Annotated in this window: 15 protein-coding genes; 13 read left to right on the top strand and 2 right to left on the bottom strand. The window is 74.7% G+C overall.

Going from position 1 to position 18,318, the window contains the following annotated elements:
- The first annotated feature begins 12 nt into the window (after window positions 1–12).
- The 10 genes from AB0J53_RS37650 to AB0J53_RS37605 all read left to right on the top strand — a co-directional run bounded on the left by AB0J53_RS37650 (window position 13) and on the right by AB0J53_RS37605 (window position 13,011).
- Entirely contained in the window at window positions 13–996 is a 984-nt protein-coding gene (locus tag AB0J53_RS37650) for an NAD-dependent epimerase/dehydratase family protein (RefSeq protein ID WP_364181210.1), read from the top strand.
- Between the two features lie 495 nt (window positions 997–1,491).
- On the top strand, window positions 1,492–1,728 hold the full coding sequence (locus AB0J53_RS37645; protein ID WP_364181208.1) for a phosphopantetheine-binding protein: 237 nt from the start codon (window positions 1,492–1,494) through the stop codon (window positions 1,726–1,728).
- Window positions 1,725–2,900 carry a nucleotide disphospho-sugar-binding domain-containing protein gene (locus tag AB0J53_RS37640; protein ID WP_364181205.1) on the top strand — a complete coding sequence of 392 codons (1,176 nt, stop codon included), beginning with the start codon at window positions 1,725–1,727 and terminating at the stop codon, window positions 2,898–2,900. Before AB0J53_RS37645 ends, AB0J53_RS37640 begins: the two co-directional genes overlap by 4 nt.
- A gap of 11 nt (window positions 2,901–2,911) precedes the next feature.
- Entirely contained in the window at window positions 2,912–4,342 is a 1,431-nt protein-coding gene (locus AB0J53_RS37635; protein ID WP_364181203.1) for an amino acid adenylation domain-containing protein, read from the top strand.
- A gap of 5 nt (window positions 4,343–4,347) precedes the next feature.
- Window positions 4,348–4,518 (top strand): MbtH family NRPS accessory protein, encoded by a 171-nt coding sequence (locus AB0J53_RS37630; RefSeq protein ID WP_219514375.1) that lies wholly within the window; start codon window positions 4,348–4,350, stop codon window positions 4,516–4,518.
- Between the two features lie 5 nt (window positions 4,519–4,523).
- Window positions 4,524–5,810, top strand: coding sequence for an NAD(P)/FAD-dependent oxidoreductase (locus tag AB0J53_RS37625; RefSeq protein WP_364181200.1), 1,287 nt, complete (start codon window positions 4,524–4,526; stop codon window positions 5,808–5,810).
- Window positions 5,807–6,475 (top strand): DUF6875 domain-containing protein, encoded by a 669-nt coding sequence (locus AB0J53_RS37620; protein ID WP_364181198.1) that lies wholly within the window; start codon window positions 5,807–5,809, stop codon window positions 6,473–6,475. The genes AB0J53_RS37625 and AB0J53_RS37620 overlap by 4 nt, the downstream gene beginning before the upstream one ends.
- A complete protein-coding gene (locus AB0J53_RS37615; RefSeq protein WP_364181195.1) occupies window positions 6,472–10,683 on the top strand; it encodes an amino acid adenylation domain-containing protein in 4,212 nt (1,403 codons plus the stop codon). The genes AB0J53_RS37620 and AB0J53_RS37615 overlap by 4 nt, the downstream gene beginning before the upstream one ends.
- Window positions 10,680–11,969, top strand: coding sequence for an MFS transporter (locus AB0J53_RS37610; protein WP_364181192.1), 1,290 nt, complete (start codon window positions 10,680–10,682; stop codon window positions 11,967–11,969). Before AB0J53_RS37615 ends, AB0J53_RS37610 begins: the two co-directional genes overlap by 4 nt.
- Window positions 11,970–11,979: 10 nt before the next feature.
- On the top strand, window positions 11,980–13,011 hold the full coding sequence (locus AB0J53_RS37605) for a methyltransferase (protein WP_364181189.1): 1,032 nt from the start codon (window positions 11,980–11,982) through the stop codon (window positions 13,009–13,011).
- 16 nt (window positions 13,012–13,027) lie between these two features.
- Here the strand turns inward: AB0J53_RS37605 and AB0J53_RS37600 are convergent, their stop codons facing one another.
- Window positions 13,028–14,713, bottom strand: a complete 1,686-nt coding sequence (locus AB0J53_RS37600) for an RICIN domain-containing protein (RefSeq protein ID WP_364181186.1) — start codon at window positions 14,711–14,713, stop codon at window positions 13,028–13,030.
- Window positions 14,714–14,998: 285 nt separating this feature from the next.
- Here AB0J53_RS37600 and AB0J53_RS37595 point away from each other — a divergent pair, with 285 nt between their 5' ends.
- Window positions 14,999–16,549, top strand: a complete 1,551-nt coding sequence (locus tag AB0J53_RS37595; RefSeq protein ID WP_364181183.1) for an AMP-binding protein — start codon at window positions 14,999–15,001, stop codon at window positions 16,547–16,549.
- Window positions 16,550–16,552: 3 nt separating this feature from the next.
- Here the strand turns inward: AB0J53_RS37595 and AB0J53_RS37590 are convergent, their stop codons facing one another.
- Window positions 16,553–17,263, bottom strand: coding sequence for a hypothetical protein (locus AB0J53_RS37590; RefSeq protein ID WP_357593611.1), 711 nt, complete (start codon window positions 17,261–17,263; stop codon window positions 16,553–16,555).
- Between the two features lie 457 nt (window positions 17,264–17,720).
- Here AB0J53_RS37590 and AB0J53_RS37585 point away from each other — a divergent pair, with 457 nt between their 5' ends.
- Window positions 17,721–17,912: a hypothetical protein gene (locus AB0J53_RS37585; RefSeq protein WP_219514363.1), complete on the top strand. Its 192-nt coding sequence runs from the start codon at window positions 17,721–17,723 to the stop codon at window positions 17,910–17,912.
- 14 nt (window positions 17,913–17,926) lie between these two features.
- Entirely contained in the window at window positions 17,927–18,103 is a 177-nt protein-coding gene (locus AB0J53_RS37580) for a hypothetical protein (RefSeq protein ID WP_219514365.1), read from the top strand.
- Window positions 18,104–18,318 lie beyond the last annotated feature (215 nt).

The raw sequence follows: 18,318 nt of genomic DNA, 5'->3' as shown, positions 1-18,318 counted from the left end.
AGGCTGGGACGCATGAGAGTCCTGATCCTCGGCGGCACCAGGTTCACCGGCAGGCGGATCACCGAACGGCTGTCCGCGCGCGGCGACGACGTCCTGGCCGTCCACCGCGGCAACACGCCGCTGCCCGGCCTGCCCGGCGTCACCCACCTGCTCACCGACCGCCACGACCTGGCCCGCCACGCCGGCGCCGTGCGCGACTTCGCCCCCGAGGCGATCGTCGACTCCTACGCGCTGACCGCCGCCGACGTGGACGCCGTGCTGCCCGTCCTGCCCGGCGTGCCCGCCGTGGTGCTGTCCAGCGTCGACGTCTACCAGGCGTTCACCGGGCTCAACACCGGCCGCGAGCTCGCCGCGATGCCCATCGACGAGGACTCCGAGCTGCGCCGCGAACGCTACCCCTACCGAGGCGCCGGGCTGCCCGGCGTCCCCGACGACTACGACAAGCTCGACGTCGAGGAACGCTGGCTGCCGCGCGGCGCCGTCGTCCTCCGGCTGCCCATGATCTACGGGCCGCACGACGCGCAACGCCGCGAGGACGTCATCCTGCGCCGCGTCCGCGCCGGCCGCGACCGCATCCCCGTCGGCGCCGCCAACCTGCTCTGGACCCGGCTGCACGTCGACGACCTCGCCTCCGCCGTCCTCGCCGCCCTCGACAGCCGGGCCGCCGACGGGCAGGCTCTCACCATCGGCGAATCGCGCACGCTCACCTTCGGCGGCTGGTTCCGGCAGATCCTCGACGCGGCCGGCTCCTCCGCCGAGCTCGTCCGCGTCCCCGACCACGCCCTGCCGCCCGCCCTGGCACTCGCCGGAGCCCCGGCCCAGCACGCCCTCGTCTCCTCCCACCGGGCCGCCGCCCTGCTCGGCTGGTCCGCCGCCGACCCAGCCACGCGCGTCGCCGAGTCCGTCCGCTGGCACCTCGCCCACCCGTCCCCGAACCCCTGGACCCCGGAAGAAGCCGCCGCCGACGACGCCGCCCTGGCCGCCGCCACCCCCTGACCTGCTCCCCCGATCAGGGGAGCACCCCGTACGGGAGGGACGCGCCCGCGGGAAGGGCGCGCTCGCGTACGGAAGGGAGGCCCCGGGGAGGGCGCGCGTACGGGAGGGGAACCCCGGTGGGGCGGCGCGCTCGCGCTCTGAACGCGCGCCCTGTACGCGGGCGCGCGCCTCCCGGGGGTGCGCGCTTTCGGGCGGGCGTGGGGGAGGGCGGAAAGGGATCGGCCTGGATGACCGGTTCGTGCCCGTTAGGACGTGGGAGCGCTCCCAACCCCCGTCCTGACAGTGGCGCAATTGGGGGTGAAAAGGTTGACTCGCCCGCTGAGGCGACCCTAGCGTTTCGTTTTGGGAGCGATCCCATGATCTTGGACGGGGCCCTGATCGGTCAGGCGCCCAGGTCGTCGAAACCCCTTCGCAGGCGATGAGCGCCACTGGAGGCGCAAGGTCCTTCTCTCGCTTGGTGACGGGCGTCCATTCCGCGCAACGAGGAGAATTGATATGGCGATGTCCGGCGTGCTCGAAACGGAGGTCATGCGGCTGTGGTCGGAGATCCTCGGGGTCGAGGTCACCTCCGCTGACCAGGACTTCTTCGAGCTGGGCGGCCAGTCGCTGGCGATGGTCCAGTTCCTGGCGATGGTGGAGAGCGAGTTCCGGGTCGAGCTGCCGGTGGAGGTGCTCTTCGTCGAGGGGCTGACGGTCGCCGAGGCGGCGCGGGCCATCGGGGAGCACTCTTGACCGGCGTCGTCCTGGTCACCCACGGCACGCACGGCGACGTGCTGCCGTTCGTGGGCCTGGGGCGGGTGCTGCGCGAGCGCGGGCACCGGGTGGAGCTTCTCACTCATGCGCCGTTCGAGGCGGTGGCCCGGCGGGCCGGGCTGGAGTTCACGGCCATCGACACCGAGCGCGACTACGAGCGTTACCTGGCGGACACGCCGATGCTGCTGGGCGCCGGGATGGACCGGTGGCGGCGCTTCTACGACGCCATCGGGCTGTTCGACCAGATCGCGTACGAGTGCGAGGTGCTCAAGGCCAGGCACGTGCCGGGGGAGACGGTGTTCGTGGGGCGGCACACGACGGCGGTCTCCACGCTGTTCGCCGGTGAGGCGCTGGGCGTGCCGGTCGCGTGGGTGGCGGTGACGCCGGTGCAGTACATGTCCGAGCGGCCCGCCGTGCACATGTACCGGGAGACGATGGCCGACCGGCTCGACACCGTACGGGCCACGCTGGGGCTGGGCCCGGTCGGCGACTGGGGCGCCTGGTTCACCTCGGCCGGGCTGCATCTGGGGCTGTGGCCGGACTGGTTCGACCGGGCCGGGATCGCGGCGCCGGCGCGGGCGCGGCTGACCGGGGCGCCCTACGGCGACGACACGTTCGCCGACCCCGTGCCGCCGGAGGCGGAGCGCCTGCTGGAGCGGGGTGCGGTGATCGTGACGGGCGGGACGGGACGCATGATCCACGAGCGGTTCTACCCGGCCGCCGTGGCGGCGTGCGCCGAGGCGGGGGTGCCGGCCCTGGTGGTGGCGCGGCATCGGGACCTGGTGCCCGACCGGCTGCCCGAGGGCGTCGCGTGGTTCCCGCACCTGCCCTTCCACCGGGTGATGGCACGTGCCAGGGCGGTGCTGCACCACGGCGGCATCGGCACCGTCGTCAGGGCGGTGGCGGCCGGGGTGCCGCAGGTGCTGCTGGCGCACGGTTTCGACCGTTCCGACAACGGCATGCGCCTGGCCAGGCTGGGGCTCGGGTCCTGGCTGCCCGAGCGGCGGTGGACCACGGGCGAGATCGTTCCACTGCTGCGCGCGGCGCTGGCCGACGACGGTTACGCCGCCCGGGTTGCCCCGTACGAGCAGTCCGCCCAGCCGGGGCTGCGGGCCGCCGCGCAGGCCGTGGAAGAGCTGCTGGAAAGCTGAGGAGTTGACGCATGCCTGAATTGGGAGCGCTCCCAAACGTTGTTCAATTATTCGCGCGCCAAGCGGCGCGCACCCCGGACCGCATCGCGCTCGCCGACGGAGACGAGCGCCTGACCTACGCCGCGCTGGACGCGGCCGTGAACCGCCTCGCCGCCCGGCTGGCCGCCGCCGGGGCCGGTCCCGGCGTCCTCGTCGGCATCCGCGCCCCGAAGTCGGCGGCCTGCGTGACGGCCATGCTCGCCGTCCTGCGGACCGGCGCGGCCTACCTGCCGCTCGACCCGGAGCACCCGGCGGCCCGCACCGAGCTCGTCCTCGCCGACTCCGGCGCGCGGCTCCTCGTGACCGCCGGCGAACCCGCCACGACCACGCTGCCCGCCGTCCGGCTGGACGAGGACGTCCCCGCCACGGCCGCCGTCCCCGAGACGCGGCCCGGCCCGGCATCTCCCGCGTACGTGATCTACACCTCCGGGTCGACCGGCCGCCCCAAGGGCGTGGTGGTGCCGCACGGCGGGCTGGCCGCGCTGCTCGCCGGCATGCGCGACCTGGTCGGCTCGGCGCCCGAGCACGTCTGGCTGTCGGCCGCCGCGCTCACGTTCGACATGTCGGTCCCCGAGCTGTACCTGCCGCTCGTCACCGGCGGCCGGCTGGTCCTCCTCGACCCGAAGGCCGCGATCCTCGGCAAACGGCTCGCCGCCCTGATCGAACGCGAGGGCGTCACCCACATGCAGGCCACCCCGTCGGGCTGGCGCGTCCTGCTGTACGCCGGGTTCCGCGCCCCCAGGCTGACCGCGCTCGCCGGCGGCGAGGCGCTGCCCCCGGCCCTGGCCAAGGACCTGCGCCCACGCGTCGGCCGGCTGATCAACATGTACGGGCCGACGGAGGCGTCCGTCTGGGCCACCTCGTGGGAGGTGCCGTGGGAGCCGGACACGGTCTCGCTCGGCACCCCGCTGCCCGGAGCCTCGGTCCACGTCGTGGACGACCGGCTGGACCGGGTGGCCGAGGGCGAACTGGCCATCGGCGGGACCGGCGTGGCGAGCGGCTACCTCGGCAGGCCCGCCCTGACCGCCGAACGCTTCGTGCCCGACCCGTACGGCGAACCCGGCGGCCGGCTCTACCTGACCGGCGACGTCGTGCGGCGGACGGAGAGCGGCCTGGAGTTCCTGCACCGGTCCGACACCCAGGTGAAGGTACGCGGCTACCGGGTCGAGCTCGGCGAGGTGGAGGCCGCGATGGACGAGCTGCCCGGCGTGCGGCAGGCCGTCGCCGCCGTGTCCGGCGACGCCCTGGTGGCGTTCGTGGTCGGCGACTGCCCCGCGCTGCGCACCCGGCTGGCCGCGACGCTGCCCGCGTACATGGTGCCGAGCCGGGTGATCCGCCTGGACTCGCTGCCCCTGACCCCCAACGGAAAGATCGATCGGCGCGCGCTCGAGGAGAAGCTGTGAGCGACATGGTCGTGGTCGTCAACCACGAGGAGCAGTACTCCGTCTGGACGGCGGACCGGGAACCGCCTCCCGGCTGGCGGGCGACCGGGTTCGCCGGCACCAAGGAGGAGTGCCTGGCGCACATCGAGACCGTGTGGACCGACATGCGTCCGCTGAGCGCGCGCGGCGAGGGGTGACGGTCATGGCACCCCACGCGATCATCGTCGGGGCGGGACTGGCGGGGCCGCTGCTGGCGATCCTGCTCGCCCGCGGCGGGCACCGGGTCGACCTGGTCGAACGCCGCCCCGACCCGCGCTCGGCCGCCCACGACGGCGGGCGGTCGATCAACCTGGGCATGTCGGCGCGGGCCATCGCGGCGCTGCGCGAGGTCGGCCTGTGGCAGGAGGCCCGGCGGCTGTCGGTGCCCATGCGCGGCCGCATGGTGCACGCGGGCGGCCGGCCGGCGTTCTACCCCTACGGGGGCGACCCGTCGCAGATCCTGCACTCGATCCGGCGCGACACGCTGGTCCGGCTGCTGGTCGAGCACGCCGAGAAGCAGCCGGGCGTGCGGCTGCGCTTCGAGACCCGGTGCGTGTCCGTCGACCGGGACGCCGCCGCCGTCACCCTGGAGGACGGCACGACGCTGCGGGCCGGCTTCGTCGTCGGCGCGGACGGCGCGTCCTCGCTCGTCAGGACCGCCATGCAGCGCGGCCTGCCGGCCGGGTTCAGCCGCGAGTACCTGGAGTGGGGCTACAAGGAGGTCACCATCCACGCCACGCCCGGCGGCGAGCCGGCCGTGCCGCTGGAGGCGCTGCACATCTGGCCGGGCGAGCGCGGCCTCGGCGTCGCCCACCCCAACCTCGACAACAGCCTGACCTGCACGCTCTTCCTACCGCGTGACGAGCCGCCGGACCCGGTGTCCGCGGCCTTCCCGCACCTGGCGACGCTCGTCCCCGACCTCGACGAGCAGGCGTCGGCCGCGCCGATGAGCCACCTCACGACCGTGCGCACCGCGCCGTGGCGGCACCGCGACACGACGGTGCTCGTCGGCGACGCCGCCCACGCCGTCTACCCCTTCTACGGCCAGGGCATGAACGCCTCGTTCGAGGACTGTCTCGTCCTCGACCGCATGCTGGCCCGCCATCCGGGCGACCGGGAGGCCGCCTTCGCCGCCTACGAGCGCGCCCGCAAGCCGCACACCGACGTGCTGGCCGAGCTGTCGGAACGCAACTTCCTGGAGCTGCGCGACGGCATGCGCTCACCGCTCGCCCTGGCCAGGAAGCGCCTGGACCTGCTGCTGCACAAGACCTTCCCCGGCACCTGGGTGCCGCTGTACACGCTCGTCTCGCACACCACCGTGCCTTACGGCGAGGCGCTGCGACGCGCCCGCCGCCAGGACCGGCTGGCCGCCGCGCTGGCCGCGGCCGGGGCGGGTCTCGCCGCCGCCGGCCTGCTCGCCGCGCGGCGTACCGGGAGGACCACCCGATGATCAGGCACCCCCAGGACGACACGCTCGTCCTGTTCGACCCCGCCGACCTGTTAGACGCGGCCGACGCGGAGCAGAACCCCGCGCCGCACCCGCTGGCCGCCGAGCACGGCGCCGACCTGCGCGCCGTCGTCGCGTGGGCGCGCGCCTACCTGACCCGGCCGCACCCGGAGCTGGGCCGGCGCGGCCCGGTGTGCCCGTACGCGCAGGCGTCGCTGGACCGGAACGCCTTCCTGCTGGCCGTCCAGCCGGGCGGCGGCCACACCGTCGCGTCGCTGAGCGCTCTGCTCGCGCCCTACCGCGACTGGTTCCTCGACCTCGCGCCCCGGGGCGGGCCCGCCGCGCAGTCGACGACCGTCCTCGTGCTGCTGCCGGGCATGCGCGACGCGCGCGAGGTGATCGACGCCGCGCAGCGCGAGCTCAAGGACGCCTACGTGGGCCACGGCCTGATGATCGGCGAGTTCCACGACGGGCCGCCGGACAAGGCGGGACTGTGGAACCAGGACTTCCGCCCGCTGCGCAGCCCGGTCCCGATGCTGGTGATCCGGCACATGGTGCCCACCGACCTGCCCTTCCTCATCTCCGACGAGACGCACCTGGCCGCCTACCGCGACCTGTTCGGCGAGCAGGTGCCCGGCCACCTGCGCGACCTGGCGGGCCGGGCATGACGGGCCTCCCGGCGACGCCCGCGCAGGAACGGCTGTGGTTCCTGCACCAGGCGGACCCCTCCGGCCACCCGTCCGGCTACCACGTCTGGGGCGGGCACCGGTTACGCGGCCCGCTCGACCCCGCCCGGCTCGGCGAGGCGCTGAACCGGCTGGTCGCCCGGCACGAGGCCGTCCGCACCGGCCTGGCCGACGGCGGCGACGGGCGTCCCGTCCGGATCGTGTGCGCCGAGGCCCGGGTCGAGCCGGAGCTCGTGGAGGCGACCTGCGAGGACGAGGCGCGCACGGCCTGCGCCGCGTTCGTGGCCCGGCCGTTCGACCTGGGCCGCCCCCCGCTCATGCGTGCCCTGCTCGTCCGGCTCGCCCCGGACGACCACGTGCTCGTGCTGGTCCTGCACCACGCGATCTGCGACGGCCGCGCGCTGCGCATCCTCCTCTCCGAGCTGTACGGCCTGCTCGCCGGGACGTTCGAGCCCGGCACGCCCGCCGTCCCGTTCTCCGACTACGTCGACCGGCTCGGCCGGACCGGCGGCGCGCGGGCCGAGGCCGACCGCGACTACTGGCGTGCCCGGCTGGCCGGGGCGCCCACCCTGCTCGCCCTGCCCACCGACCGGCCCCGGCCCGCCGTGCCGAGCGGGCGCGGCGCGCAGCACCGCTGGGTCCTGCCCGCCCATCTGCGCACCGCCCTGCTGGAGAGCGCGCGCCGTACCAGGACGACGGTGTTCGCGATGGTGCTGGCCGCGCTCGGCGTCACGCTGGGCCGGTGCGCCGGGCAGGACGACGTGGTGGTCGGCTGCCCCTTGGACGGCCGCACCGACCGGCGGTTCGGGCAGACGGTCGGCATGTTCGCCAACACCGTCGCGCTCCGGCTGGACCTCGGCGGCGACCCGACGGTGGCGGACCTGCTGCGGCGCGGCAGGCGTACCGTCGCCGAGGCGCTCGCGCACGGCGGCACGCCGTTCGACGAGGTCGTGGAGCTCACCGGAGGCCGCCGCGACCTCAGCCACAACCCGCTCTTCCAGGTGATGCTCGTCATGGAGCACCTGGACGGCGGCCCGGTGACGGCGGGCGAGCTGACGGTGGGGCACTGGGAGCTGCCCGCCCCGGAGGCCCGCTTCGACCTCACTCTGTTCGTCACCGTGGGCGACGAGGTCGAGCTGTACCTGGACTACGCGGCCGACCTGTTCGACGCCGCGACGGCCGCCGCGCTGGCGGGGCACCTGACCACGGCCGTCGAGGCCCTCGCCGGCGACCCGGACCTGCCGGTGAGCCGCATCCCGTTCGACTCCGGCCCGGCCCCCGCCGAGCCTTCGGCGCCGCCTCCGGGCGAGTGGGAGAGCGTGGCCGGGCTCGTGCTGCGGCAGGCCGGGCGGGACCCGGACCGGGTCGCCGTCGTGGCCGAGGGGGAGCGGCTGACGTACGGCGAGCTGGCATCCCGCGCGCTGGAGCTGGCCGCCCGGCTGGAGCCGCACCTCACGCCCGGCGGCGGGCGCGAGGTGGTCGGCGTGTCGCTCCCGGCGGGGCCGGACGGCATCGCCGCCGTCATCGGCGTCCTGCTCGCCGGGGCCGCGTACCTGCCGCTCGACCCCGGCCACCCGCCCGCCCGCGCGGACCTCCTGCTCCGGCAGGCGGGCGCGGCCGCGCTGATCGCCCCGCCCGCCCGGCTGGCCGAGCTGGCCGCCTTCCCCGGCGCCAAGCTCGTGCCGCACGCCGCGGACCCGCCCGGGGGCGGCGGAGGCAGGAGCCCGCGGCCCGGGGACCCCGCGTACGTGATCTTCACGTCGGGGTCGACCGGGGCGCCCAAGGGCGTGGTGGTGCCGCACCGGGCCGTCGCCGCGTTCACCCGCTCGTTCGTGGACGCGCACGGGTTCGGGCCGGGGCAGCGGGTGCTCATGCTGCCGCCGCTCACGTTCGACGCCTCCGTCGGCGACCTGTTCCCGGTGCTCACGTCCGGCGGCACCCTGGTGATCCACCCCGAGCCCGCCCGGCTCGACGGCGCGGAGCTCGTCCGGTTCTGCGCCGCGCACGGCGTCACCGCCGTGGACGCGCCCGTCGCGCTGTGGCGGCGCTGGGTCGCCGACCTGGCCGGGACCGGCGTCCCCGGCGGCTGGCCCGTCGAGATCATGATGGTCGGCGGCGAGGAGGTCCCCGCCGAGGACGTACGCGCCTGGCAGCGGCTGACCGGCGGCCGGTGCGCGCTGTTCAACCACTACGGGCCCACCGAGGCCACGGTGTGCGCCACCGTGCACCGGATCGGCGGCGCCGACGATCTCGGCGACGCGGCCCGGGTGCCGATCGGCACGCCGCTGCCGCACGTGCGCGCCCGCGTGCTCGACGCGGCCGGGCGGCCGGTGCCGGTCGGCGGCGCCGGCGAGCTGCACCTGGGCGGGGCCGGCCTGGCCGACGGCTACACGGGCGCGCCCGCGCTGACCGCGGCGGCCTTCGTGCCCGACCCGGACGGCCCCGCCGGGGCGCGCCTGTACCGGACGGGCGACCTGGCCCGGGTGCGGCCGGGCGGCGCGATCGAGTTCCTGGGCCGGCGCGACCGCCAGGTGAAGATCCGCGGCCACCGGATCGAGCCCGCCGAGGTCGAGCACGCCGTCACCGCCCATCCGGCCGTCACCGACAGCGCCGTGCTCGTCGACGGCGACCGGCTCGTCGCCTACGCGGCGACCGGCGCGCCGGATCTGACGCCGGGCGCGCTGCGGGCCTACCTGCGCGAACGGCTGCCCGGATACCTGGTGCCGGCCGCGTTCGTCCTGGTCGGGGCCATCCCCCGGACGACGCACGGGAAGGTGGACCGGGCGGCGCTGCCGCCGCCTGGACCGGTGGGCGAGCCGCCCGCGACCGCCACCGAGTCGGCGCTGGCCGAGGTGTGGCGGCGGGTCCTCGGCGTGGCCGACGTGCGCAGGTCGGACAACTTCTTCGAGGCGGGCGGCCACTCGCTGCTGGCCGGCCGGGTGGTCGCGGAGATCAGGCGGGCGCTCGGCGCCGACGTGCCGCTGCGCGCGGTGCTGGAGACGGCCGACCTGGCCGAGCTCGCCGCCACCGTCGACCGGGACGCCGCCGGCCAGGCAGGTGCCGGCCAGGAGCGTCCCGATCTGGAGGCGCAGGCCACCCTGCCGCCCGGCTTCACGGTCGAGCCCGCCTCCTCGGTACGGCGTGGCGGGGCGATCCTGATGACCGGCGCGACCGGGTTCCTCGGCGCGCACCTCCTGGCCGAGCTGCTGGCCCGTACCGACGCCGAGATCGTCTGCCTGGTCAGGGCGGCCGACGAGGACCGGGCCCGGCGGCGGGTGCTGGACAACCTGCGCGCCCACGGCCTGGACGCCCCGCCCGGCCGGGTGCGCGGCCTGCCGGGCGACCTGGGCGCGCCCCGGTTCGGCCTGGACCGGGACCGGTTCGCCGAGCTGGCCGGGCAGGTCGGGGTGATCTGCCACAACGGCGGCCAGGTGAACTTCTACGAGAGCTTCCCCCGCATGCGCCCGGTCAACGTCGGCGGCACGGTCGAGGCGCTGCGCCTGGCCGGGCTCGGCGGCGCCCGGCTGCACTTCGTCTCCACCCTCGGCGTCTTCCTGGGCCTGGCCCACCGGGACCGGGTGGTCACCGAGGCGAGCGCCCCGGACGACCCGGCCGGGCTGGAGACCGGCTACGACCAGAGCAAGTGGGTGGCCGACCGGCTGGTGCGCCGGGCCAGGGACGCGGGCCTGACGGCGGTGGTGCACCGGCCGGCCCGGGTCGGCGGGCACAGCGTGACCGGCCGGGGCAACGCGGCCGACTACTTCAGCCGCCTGCTGGCCACCTGCGTCCGTCTCGGCCTGGTGCCGGACCTGCCCGTCGAGGAGGACCTGTCGCCCGTGGACCACGTCGCGGCGGGCATCGCCCACCTGATCGCCGACCCGGCGACGGCCGGGGACTTCCACTACTTCAACGGCGCGACGATCTCCTACCGGCGCATCGCCGACGCGCTCGGCGCCCGCCGCGTGCCGTGGGACACCTGGCGGGCGCGGGCCGCCGGGCTGGGCGCGGACAGCCCGATGGCGCCGTTCGCGCCGGTGCTGGACGCCGCCGACCCGCAGTTCCGGCGGCCCCTGTTCGACTGCCGCCGCACCGAGCGCGCTCTCGGCCTGGCCGGGATCGTCTGCCCGCCCGCCGACGAGACGCTCGTCCGCCGCTACGCCGGGCGCCTGGCCGGGGCGGTGCGCGGATGAACGTCCTCAGGTTCGCGCTCCTCTGGACGGCGTCGCTGCTGTCGTCCGTCGGGTCCAGCCTCACCACGTTCGTGCTCGGCGTCTGGGTGTACCAGAGCACCGGGTCGCCGACGGAGTTCGCGCTGGTCGTGCTCAGCGGCATGCTGCCGGGCATCCTCGCCGGCCCGTTCGCGGGGGTGGTCGTCGACCGGTTCGACCGGCGGCTGGTGATGATCGTCACCGACTGCCTGGCGGCCCTGTCGACGGCCGCCGTCGGCGCGCTGATCTGGGCGCAGGCGCTGGCCGTGTGGCACGTGGCGCTGGCCGCGGCGATCAGCGGCGCGTGCGGCGTCTTCCACCTGACCGCCTACCAGGCCATGACGCCGCTGCTGATCCCCGAGCGGCACCTGGGCCGCGCCAACGGGCTCATGCACCTGTCCAGCGGCATCCAGATCGCCGCGCCCGTGCTCGGGGCCACGCTGCTGGCCGTCGCCGGGATGGGCGGGGTGGTGGTGCTCGACCTGGTCACGTTCGGCGTGGCCATGTCGGCACTGGTGCTGATCCGGCTGCCCGCGGAGGTGCTGCGGCCCAACGCCGCCGCCGCGCGGCCCGCCGTGCTGCGGGACCTCGGCGCGGGGCTGCGCCACCTGCGGGCCCGCGCCGGGCTGCCGTCGCTGGTGGCGGCGCTGACCGGCTTCAACTTCGCCTTCGCGGTCGCCGGGGTGCTGGTGCAGCCGCTCATCCTGTCGTTCGCCGGGCCCGGCGTGCTGGGCGTGCTGATGTTCGCCGGCGGCGCGGGCATGCTCGCCGGCGGGCTCGTCATGGGCGCCTGGGGCGGGCCGCGCCGGAAGATCGGCGGGATGACCGCGTTCATGGCGCTCGGCGGCGTCTTCCTCGTGCTGCACGCGCCGGCCCCGTCGCCGCTGCTGGTGGGGGCCGCCGCCGCCGGGTTCCTGTTCACGCTGCCCGTGGTGAACGGCTGCGCGCACGCGGTCCTGCAGAGCCGGATCGAGCCGGCCGTGCTCGGCCGCGCCATGGGGACCGTGCACACGCTCGGCTCGGCCGCCGTTCCGGTCGGCTACCTGCTGGCCGCGCCCGTCGCCGAGCACCTGCTGAACCCGGCGCTGCTGCCCGGCGGGGCGCTGGCCGGCAGCGCGGGCCTGCTCGTCGGCGTGGGGGAGGGGCGCGGGATCGCCCTCGTCCTGCTGCTCGACGGGCTGCTCCTGCTCGTCATCGCCGCCGTCTTGGCCGCGCTGCCCGCGCTGCGCCGCCTGGACCGCCGCCCGGTCCCCGTCCCCGTCGCCTGAGAGGAACGCCATGCCCGTAGAACTGACGCCCGGAGAGGCCGCCGCCTTCCGCGGCGGCGACGCCCCGGCGCCGATGCTGGACCTGATCGGCCTCATGGCCTGCCACGCCGTCGGGGCCGCGCGCTCGCTGGGCCTCTTCGACGCGCTCGCCGCCGGTCCGCTGACCACCGGCGAGCTCGCCGCCTCGGCCGGCGTCGCCCCCGCCGGGCTGGAGCCGCTGCTCGGCCTGCTGCACGCCACCGGGTACGTGGAACGCCACGACGGCCGGCACGCCAACACGCCCGCGACCACCGCCTGGCTCTGCTCCGGCTCCGGCACCGACTACGGGCGCATCCTGGACCTGTGGCAGGCGATCGTCGAGGAGCAGTGGGGCGGGCTGGCCGCCTCCGTCCGCTCCGGCGTCCCGGCGGGCGGCTTCTACCCCTGGCTCGCCGCCCGCCCCGACCTGTCGGCCGCCTTCCACGACCTGCAACGCGGGCTGGCCGGCTGGCTGGCGGAGGAGGTCGTCTCGCTGACGCCGCTGCCCGAGGGCAGCAGGAGCCTGCTCGACCTGGGGGGAGGCCACGGGGAGTACGCGCGCGCGTTCTGCGGCGCGTACCCGGGGATGTCCGCCACGATCGTCGACGCCGCCGTCACCGGGCGCTCCGACGGGCCGCTGACCTGGCAGGAGGGCGACCTGCTCACCGCCGGGCTGCCGGGCGGGCAGGACGTGACCGTGCTCTTCAACGTGCTGCACGGGTTCGCCGCGCCCGACGCCGCCGCGCTGGTCGCCAGGGCGGCGGCCACGCTGCGGCCGGGCGGCCTGCTGGTCGTCCTGGAGAGCGTGCCCGAGCCGCGCGGCACCGCCGCCGACCTGGCCTTCGGCGCGGGGTTCGCGCTCAACCTGTGGCACACGCAGGGCGGCGCGCTGCACGCGACCGGCACGATCAGCGGCTGGCTGGAGGCGGCCGGGTGCGTGGCCGGGCCGTGGCGGGAGCTCGCCCGCTCGCCGTCGCACGCGCTCGTGACAGCCCAAAGGCTCTCACCCCGGCACGCGGGGTGAGGGCCTGGCGGGGAGCCTACGGGGTGCCGCCGAACGTCACGACGAGCCGCCCGTCCGAGGCGAACGACCAGCTCAGCGCGCCGTCGTAGGAGGAGCACCGGGAGCCGTTCGAGCCGGTCCAGAACTGGTTGGAGCCGTCGGCCGACCCCACTGTCTTGTCGTTGGCGCCGTCGCCGGAGCGGCAGGAGGTGTTGTCGCGGAACACCGTGGAGCCCGCGTCGAAGGAGAAGTTGCGCTCGGCGTTGTCGATGCTGACGTTGCCCGTCATCGTCATCGTGCCGGGGTTGCGGTTGTAGGTGAAGCCGTGCTTGCCGTTGTCGTAGGCGATGCTGCGCCGGATGACGTGGTTGACCGGGATGTCCTCGCCGCCGAGCTTGTAGCCGTTGCGGTCGCCGTTGCCAGCTTGGCCACCGTTGCTCAGCGTGCCGTTGCCGTAGGACAGCGAGTCCTCGATCGTCACCGCGCCGATCGGGCCGGTCTCCGACTTGGTGTAGAGGTCCCAGCCGTCGTCGATGTTGTTGCGGGCCACCGCGTAACGGAAGACGTTGCCGGAGCCGACGGTGAGCTTGGCGGCGAACCCGTCGGCGTCCTCGCCGTCGGAGTCGGCGTTGTCGTGCGAGAGCGCGCTCAGGATGAGGTTGTCCGACGGCCACTGCTCGCGCGGCGTGGTGGAGAGGGTCCGGGAGAGCTGCAGCCCGGTGTCGCGGTTGTAGCGGGTCACCGTCCGCTCGATGACGTTGTGGCTGCCGCCGACGAAGATGCCGTTGTCGCCGGCCCGCTCGACGACGATGCCGTGGACGTGCCAGTAGGACCCGTTGACGGCCAGCCCCCGGTTGGCCGGGTCCTCGCTCTGGCCGGAGAAGTTCAGGACCGGCGTCTCGCCCGGGTAGGCGGCCAGCTTCTTGCGGGCGCCGGAGGCGCCGTCGTTGCCGGGCGCGATGGTGACGGTCTGCGAGAAGGCGTACGTGCCGCCGCGCAGGTAGATCGTGCCCCCGGCGGCGACCCTGGTGATCGCGGAGGTGAGCGTCGTCGGGTCGGCCTGAGTGCCGGCGGCGCCGTCCCTGCCGTTCGGGGCCACGTACAGCGTGTCGCCGGTCGGCGGCGGGGTGACGGTCGGCGTGATCGTCGGCGTGGGAGTCACGGTCGGGGTGACGGTCGGGGTGGGGGTGCCGCCCGTGGGCCGCAGCGTCCACTGCTTGGTGGGCTTGGAGTCGCAGGAGTTCTGCTGCAGGAGGGCGCCCGCGGCGGTGGAGTCGTCCTTGACGTTGACGCACTTGCCGCCGTTGGCGTTGACGATCCGGTAGGCGGACCCGGAGGCGGTCAGCCGCCACGTCTGTGAGGCCGCGCCGGTGCAGGTCTCCTGCTGGACGGGCTTGCCCGCGCTGGTGGAGGCGTCCCGGACGCCCAGGCACCTGCCGCTGTGCGCGGCCCTGATCTCGTAGTCGCCGCCGGAGGCGGTGAGGGTGAAGACCTGCCCCGCGCCGGCTCCGCAAGGGCTCTGCACGAGTTGCGTGCCGTCGGCCGTGGCCGCGCCGGGCACGGCGGCGCACAGGCCGCTTCCGGCGTTGACCAGCGTGTAGTCGCCGCTGCTCGGCGCGGCCGAGGCCGGCGCGTTGAGCGCGGCGACCAGCCCGCCGGTGGTGAGGAGTCCGGCGGACAGCACGATCGCCAGCCGCCTGCCGAGTTGTTCTTGCTTGCGCACGTCCAGCTCCGTTCGGGGGGTACGGGGGCACCGGGGCACCAACCGGTTGCACTCACAGTGGCTACGCGCCGGGACGGCGTCAATACGCCTGAGTAAAACTGCAAACGCGGCCAGGAGTTTTGCCAGGTCTCAGCTCGGATTTCTGCAACAACCGCTTGCAAGAAGCGGGGTCTGCTTGCAGGGCCGGGTTGGGGCGGGCTTCACAGCCGGCCGGGCGCGTGATCTAATCGAGGAATCAATATCTAGAATCCAGTTCTATTATTGAGTCGAGAGTGGAGATCAGCGATGGCCCGACTGCTGCGCCGCTTCGCCGAGACCAGGCCCGGCGACCTCGCGCTGGCCGACGAGGACGGCGTCACCACGTGGCACGAGCTGGACGAGCGGGTCGACCGGCTGGCCGGCGCGCTCCTCGGCGCGGGCCTCGCCGCCGGCGACGTGCTCGCCCTCCACGCCGCCAACCGGCGCGAGTACTTCGAGGTCATGGCCGCCGCCGGCCACATCGGCCTGCGCTACGTCCTGGTCAACTGGCACTGGACCGCCCAGGAGCTCGCCTACGTCCTGCGGGACGCGGGCGCGCGGGCGCTGCTCTCCGACCCGGCCTTCGCCGCCCAGGCCGCCGAGGCCGTCCAGGGGCTCGACCTGCCGGTACGCGTGGCGTTCGGTGAGGGAATCGAGGGCTTCGTCCCGTACGAGGACTTCATCGCCGCGGCCCCGCCCGGCGAACCGGAACCGCAGGTCATGGGCAGCCCCATGTTCTACACCTCCGGCACCACCGGCAGGCCCAAGGGCGTCAGCCGCAAGCAGTCCACCACCGGCCTGCCCGTCGAGGCCCTCGCCCTGGCCGCCGACCGCTTCGGCCAGACCTTCACCGTGCCCGACGGCGGGCGGACGCTGCTGGCCGGGCCCGCCTACCACTCCGCCCAGTGGATGTTCTCGTTCATGGCGCTCATGGGCGGCTGCCCGGTGGTCATGCGGCGCGCGTTCGACCCCGCCGAGACGCTGCGGCTCATCGACGAGTACGGGATCACCAACGTGCACCTGGTGCCCACCCAGTTCGTCCGCCTGCTGCGCGTGGACGCCGCCACCCGGCAGGCGTTCTCCGGGGCGAGCCTCACCTCGGTCTGGCACGGCGCCGCGCCCTGCCCGCCGCAGGTCAAGCGGCAGATCATCGAGTGGATCGGCCCCGTCGTCCACGAGTACTACGGCTCGACCGAGGCGGGCGTCAACACCGTCATCACCGCCGAGGAGTGGCTGGCCAAGCCCGGCAGCGTCGGCCGCCCGCAGGCGGCGACCGAGATCCACATCCTGCTCGACGACGGCACGCCAGCCAAGCCGGGGGAGCAGGGCCAGATCTGGTTCCGCTACGCCAACGGCGACGACGTCGAATACTGGGGCGACCCGGACAAAACCGCGTCCATCCACCGGGCTGGCGGGCTGTTCACCACCGGCGACATCGGCTACTTCGACGAGGACGGCTACCTGTTCCTGTGCGACCGCGCGATCGACATGATCATCAGCGGGGGCGTGAACATCTACCCGGCCGAGATCGAGAGCGTGCTCATCACCCACCCGGCCGTCCGGGACGTCGCGGTGTTCGGGGTGCCGGACGAGGAGTTCGGCGAACAGGTCAAGGCCGCCGTCGAGCTCGCGGACGGCGTCGAGCCGGGCGGCGGCCTGCCCGCCGAGCTGACGGCCCACTGCCGCGCCTCGCTGGCCGGGTACAAGGTGCCCCGGTCGTTCGACTTCGTCCCCGAACTGCCGCGCACCCCCACCGGCAAGCTGTACAAGCGGCTGCTGCGCGACCCCTACTGGCAGGACGGCGCCCGCCGGATCTGACGCTCACCCCGGCCGGACCTCACCCCCGACGGGCGCGGGCAGCAGCTTGCCGAACGGAAGCGCGCGCATCACCCGCAGCCGCTGCGCGGCCGGCCGATGGCCGTGCCGGGCCGCGAGCCCGTAGTAGAACCTGGCGATGTCGTGCTTGGCCCGGCCCTCCTGCTCGTACGCCTGGCCGTAGGCGAACGACAGCCGCGCCGCGAACTCGACCGGGCGCGGATCGGCGGCGAACGCCTCGGCGTCGGGATGATGCCGCCCGCGCGCGGCGTGGAGCCAGTAGCGGGCCGCCGCCAGATCGCCGGTCAGCACGTGGATGATCGCCAGCCGGTAGGCGGACTCTGCGTCACCGTCGCCCGCCCGCCGCACCAGCCGCGCGACCGTCCTGGTCGTCCGCCGCTCGGCCTCGTCCGCGGGGGTCCGGTAGTGGTCGTACGTGCCGGTGACGTGCGCACCGGGCGCGGGCGTGCCGGGGACGTACGGGGTGCGCGGCGGCTGCTCGCTCCTGGCGGCGCGCCAGCGGGTCTGCCACTGCTCCACGGTGCCGAGGGCGTCGCGGGGCAGGCCCGTCTGCTCGGCATGACGGTGACAGACCATCACGAACGAGGCGACCAGCTTCCAGTCCGGCAGGCGTTCCCGCTTGCCGGTGAGGATGTCGCTGACGGTGCTCGCGGGCAGTTCCTTGGGAACGTCCGGAGCGCGCGACAATCGGTGCATCTCTGAATAGCTCGGCTGGCCGGCCGATTCCCGGAGCTCTATGAGCGCGGCTATGAAGGCGGAGTGAGATCCTGCCCGGGGAGTGTCAGTCATCGTCCTTGTTGGGGTGGTGGGCTAAGAATTGTCGCCATATTTGCAGAAATATTCTCGCGTCGATGACACTTCGCAGATTCCATCTCATCCGGTTGCCGTGGCCACTCCGGATGATCACTGTCCCACCGGTCCCAGTCGCCCATTCGGGTAGCTAGCAGCACTTTCGACGCCATTCATGGGCGGGCTGCCGGATAACTCCGGATGAATCCGGACGATGTCGGATGCTTACGGAGTTTAACGTCCACTGCCGTCTATTTCCGATCTCGTACGGCTCCGTCCGAGCACGTTTGGATCGCTGGCCCACGGCCTCCGTCAAGCCGCATGGTTACCGCATTCATCGCTGCTCTTCGGGAGGCCACCGCCCATGCCGATACTCACGGCCCGCCCGTCCAGCATCGTGTACTGCGCCGACGCCCCCTGCCCGGCGGACGAGCACCTCCTGGTCACGCTCCTGACCACCTGGGTGCTCGCCACCGGGCGCACCCCGCCCGCCGGGCGTCCCGAAGACCTCACCCCGGAAGAGCTCATCGACTTCTGGGCCGACGACCGCACCTGAGGAGACGAGGACCGATGTTCACCACGCGCCAACTGCTCACGCTCACGCTCACCGTCATGATCGCCGCCATCACCTGCGCCCTCGTCCTCGCCACGGGCGCCGAATGGCCCGGCGCCCTCCTCAGCGCCGGCGCCGCCGGCGGTGCCACCCTCGCCACCCTCCCCAAACTCCTCCACAAACGCGACCCGTAACCCGGGCCCGCCCCCGGCCTGGCTCCCGCCCGCCCCCGGCCTGGTTCCCGCCCGCCCCCGGCCTGGTTCCCGCCCGCCCCCGGCCTGGTTCCCGCCCGCGCCCGGCCTGGCCGCGCCCGCGACCGGCCCCCGGCCCCGGCCCCCGCCCCCGGTCCCGGGCCCCCCGCATGGCCGCCCCCCCCCCCCCGCCGGGCCCCCCCCGCGCGCGGGCCCCC

Source organism: Nonomuraea sp. NPDC049725, from assembly GCF_040674795.1.
In the GTDB taxonomy this organism is placed as follows: domain Bacteria; phylum Actinomycetota; class Actinomycetes; order Streptosporangiales; family Streptosporangiaceae; genus Nonomuraea; species Nonomuraea ceibae.
The sequence above is the reverse complement of the archived record's forward strand: the minus strand, read 5'-3'. Positions and strand labels throughout refer to the sequence as shown.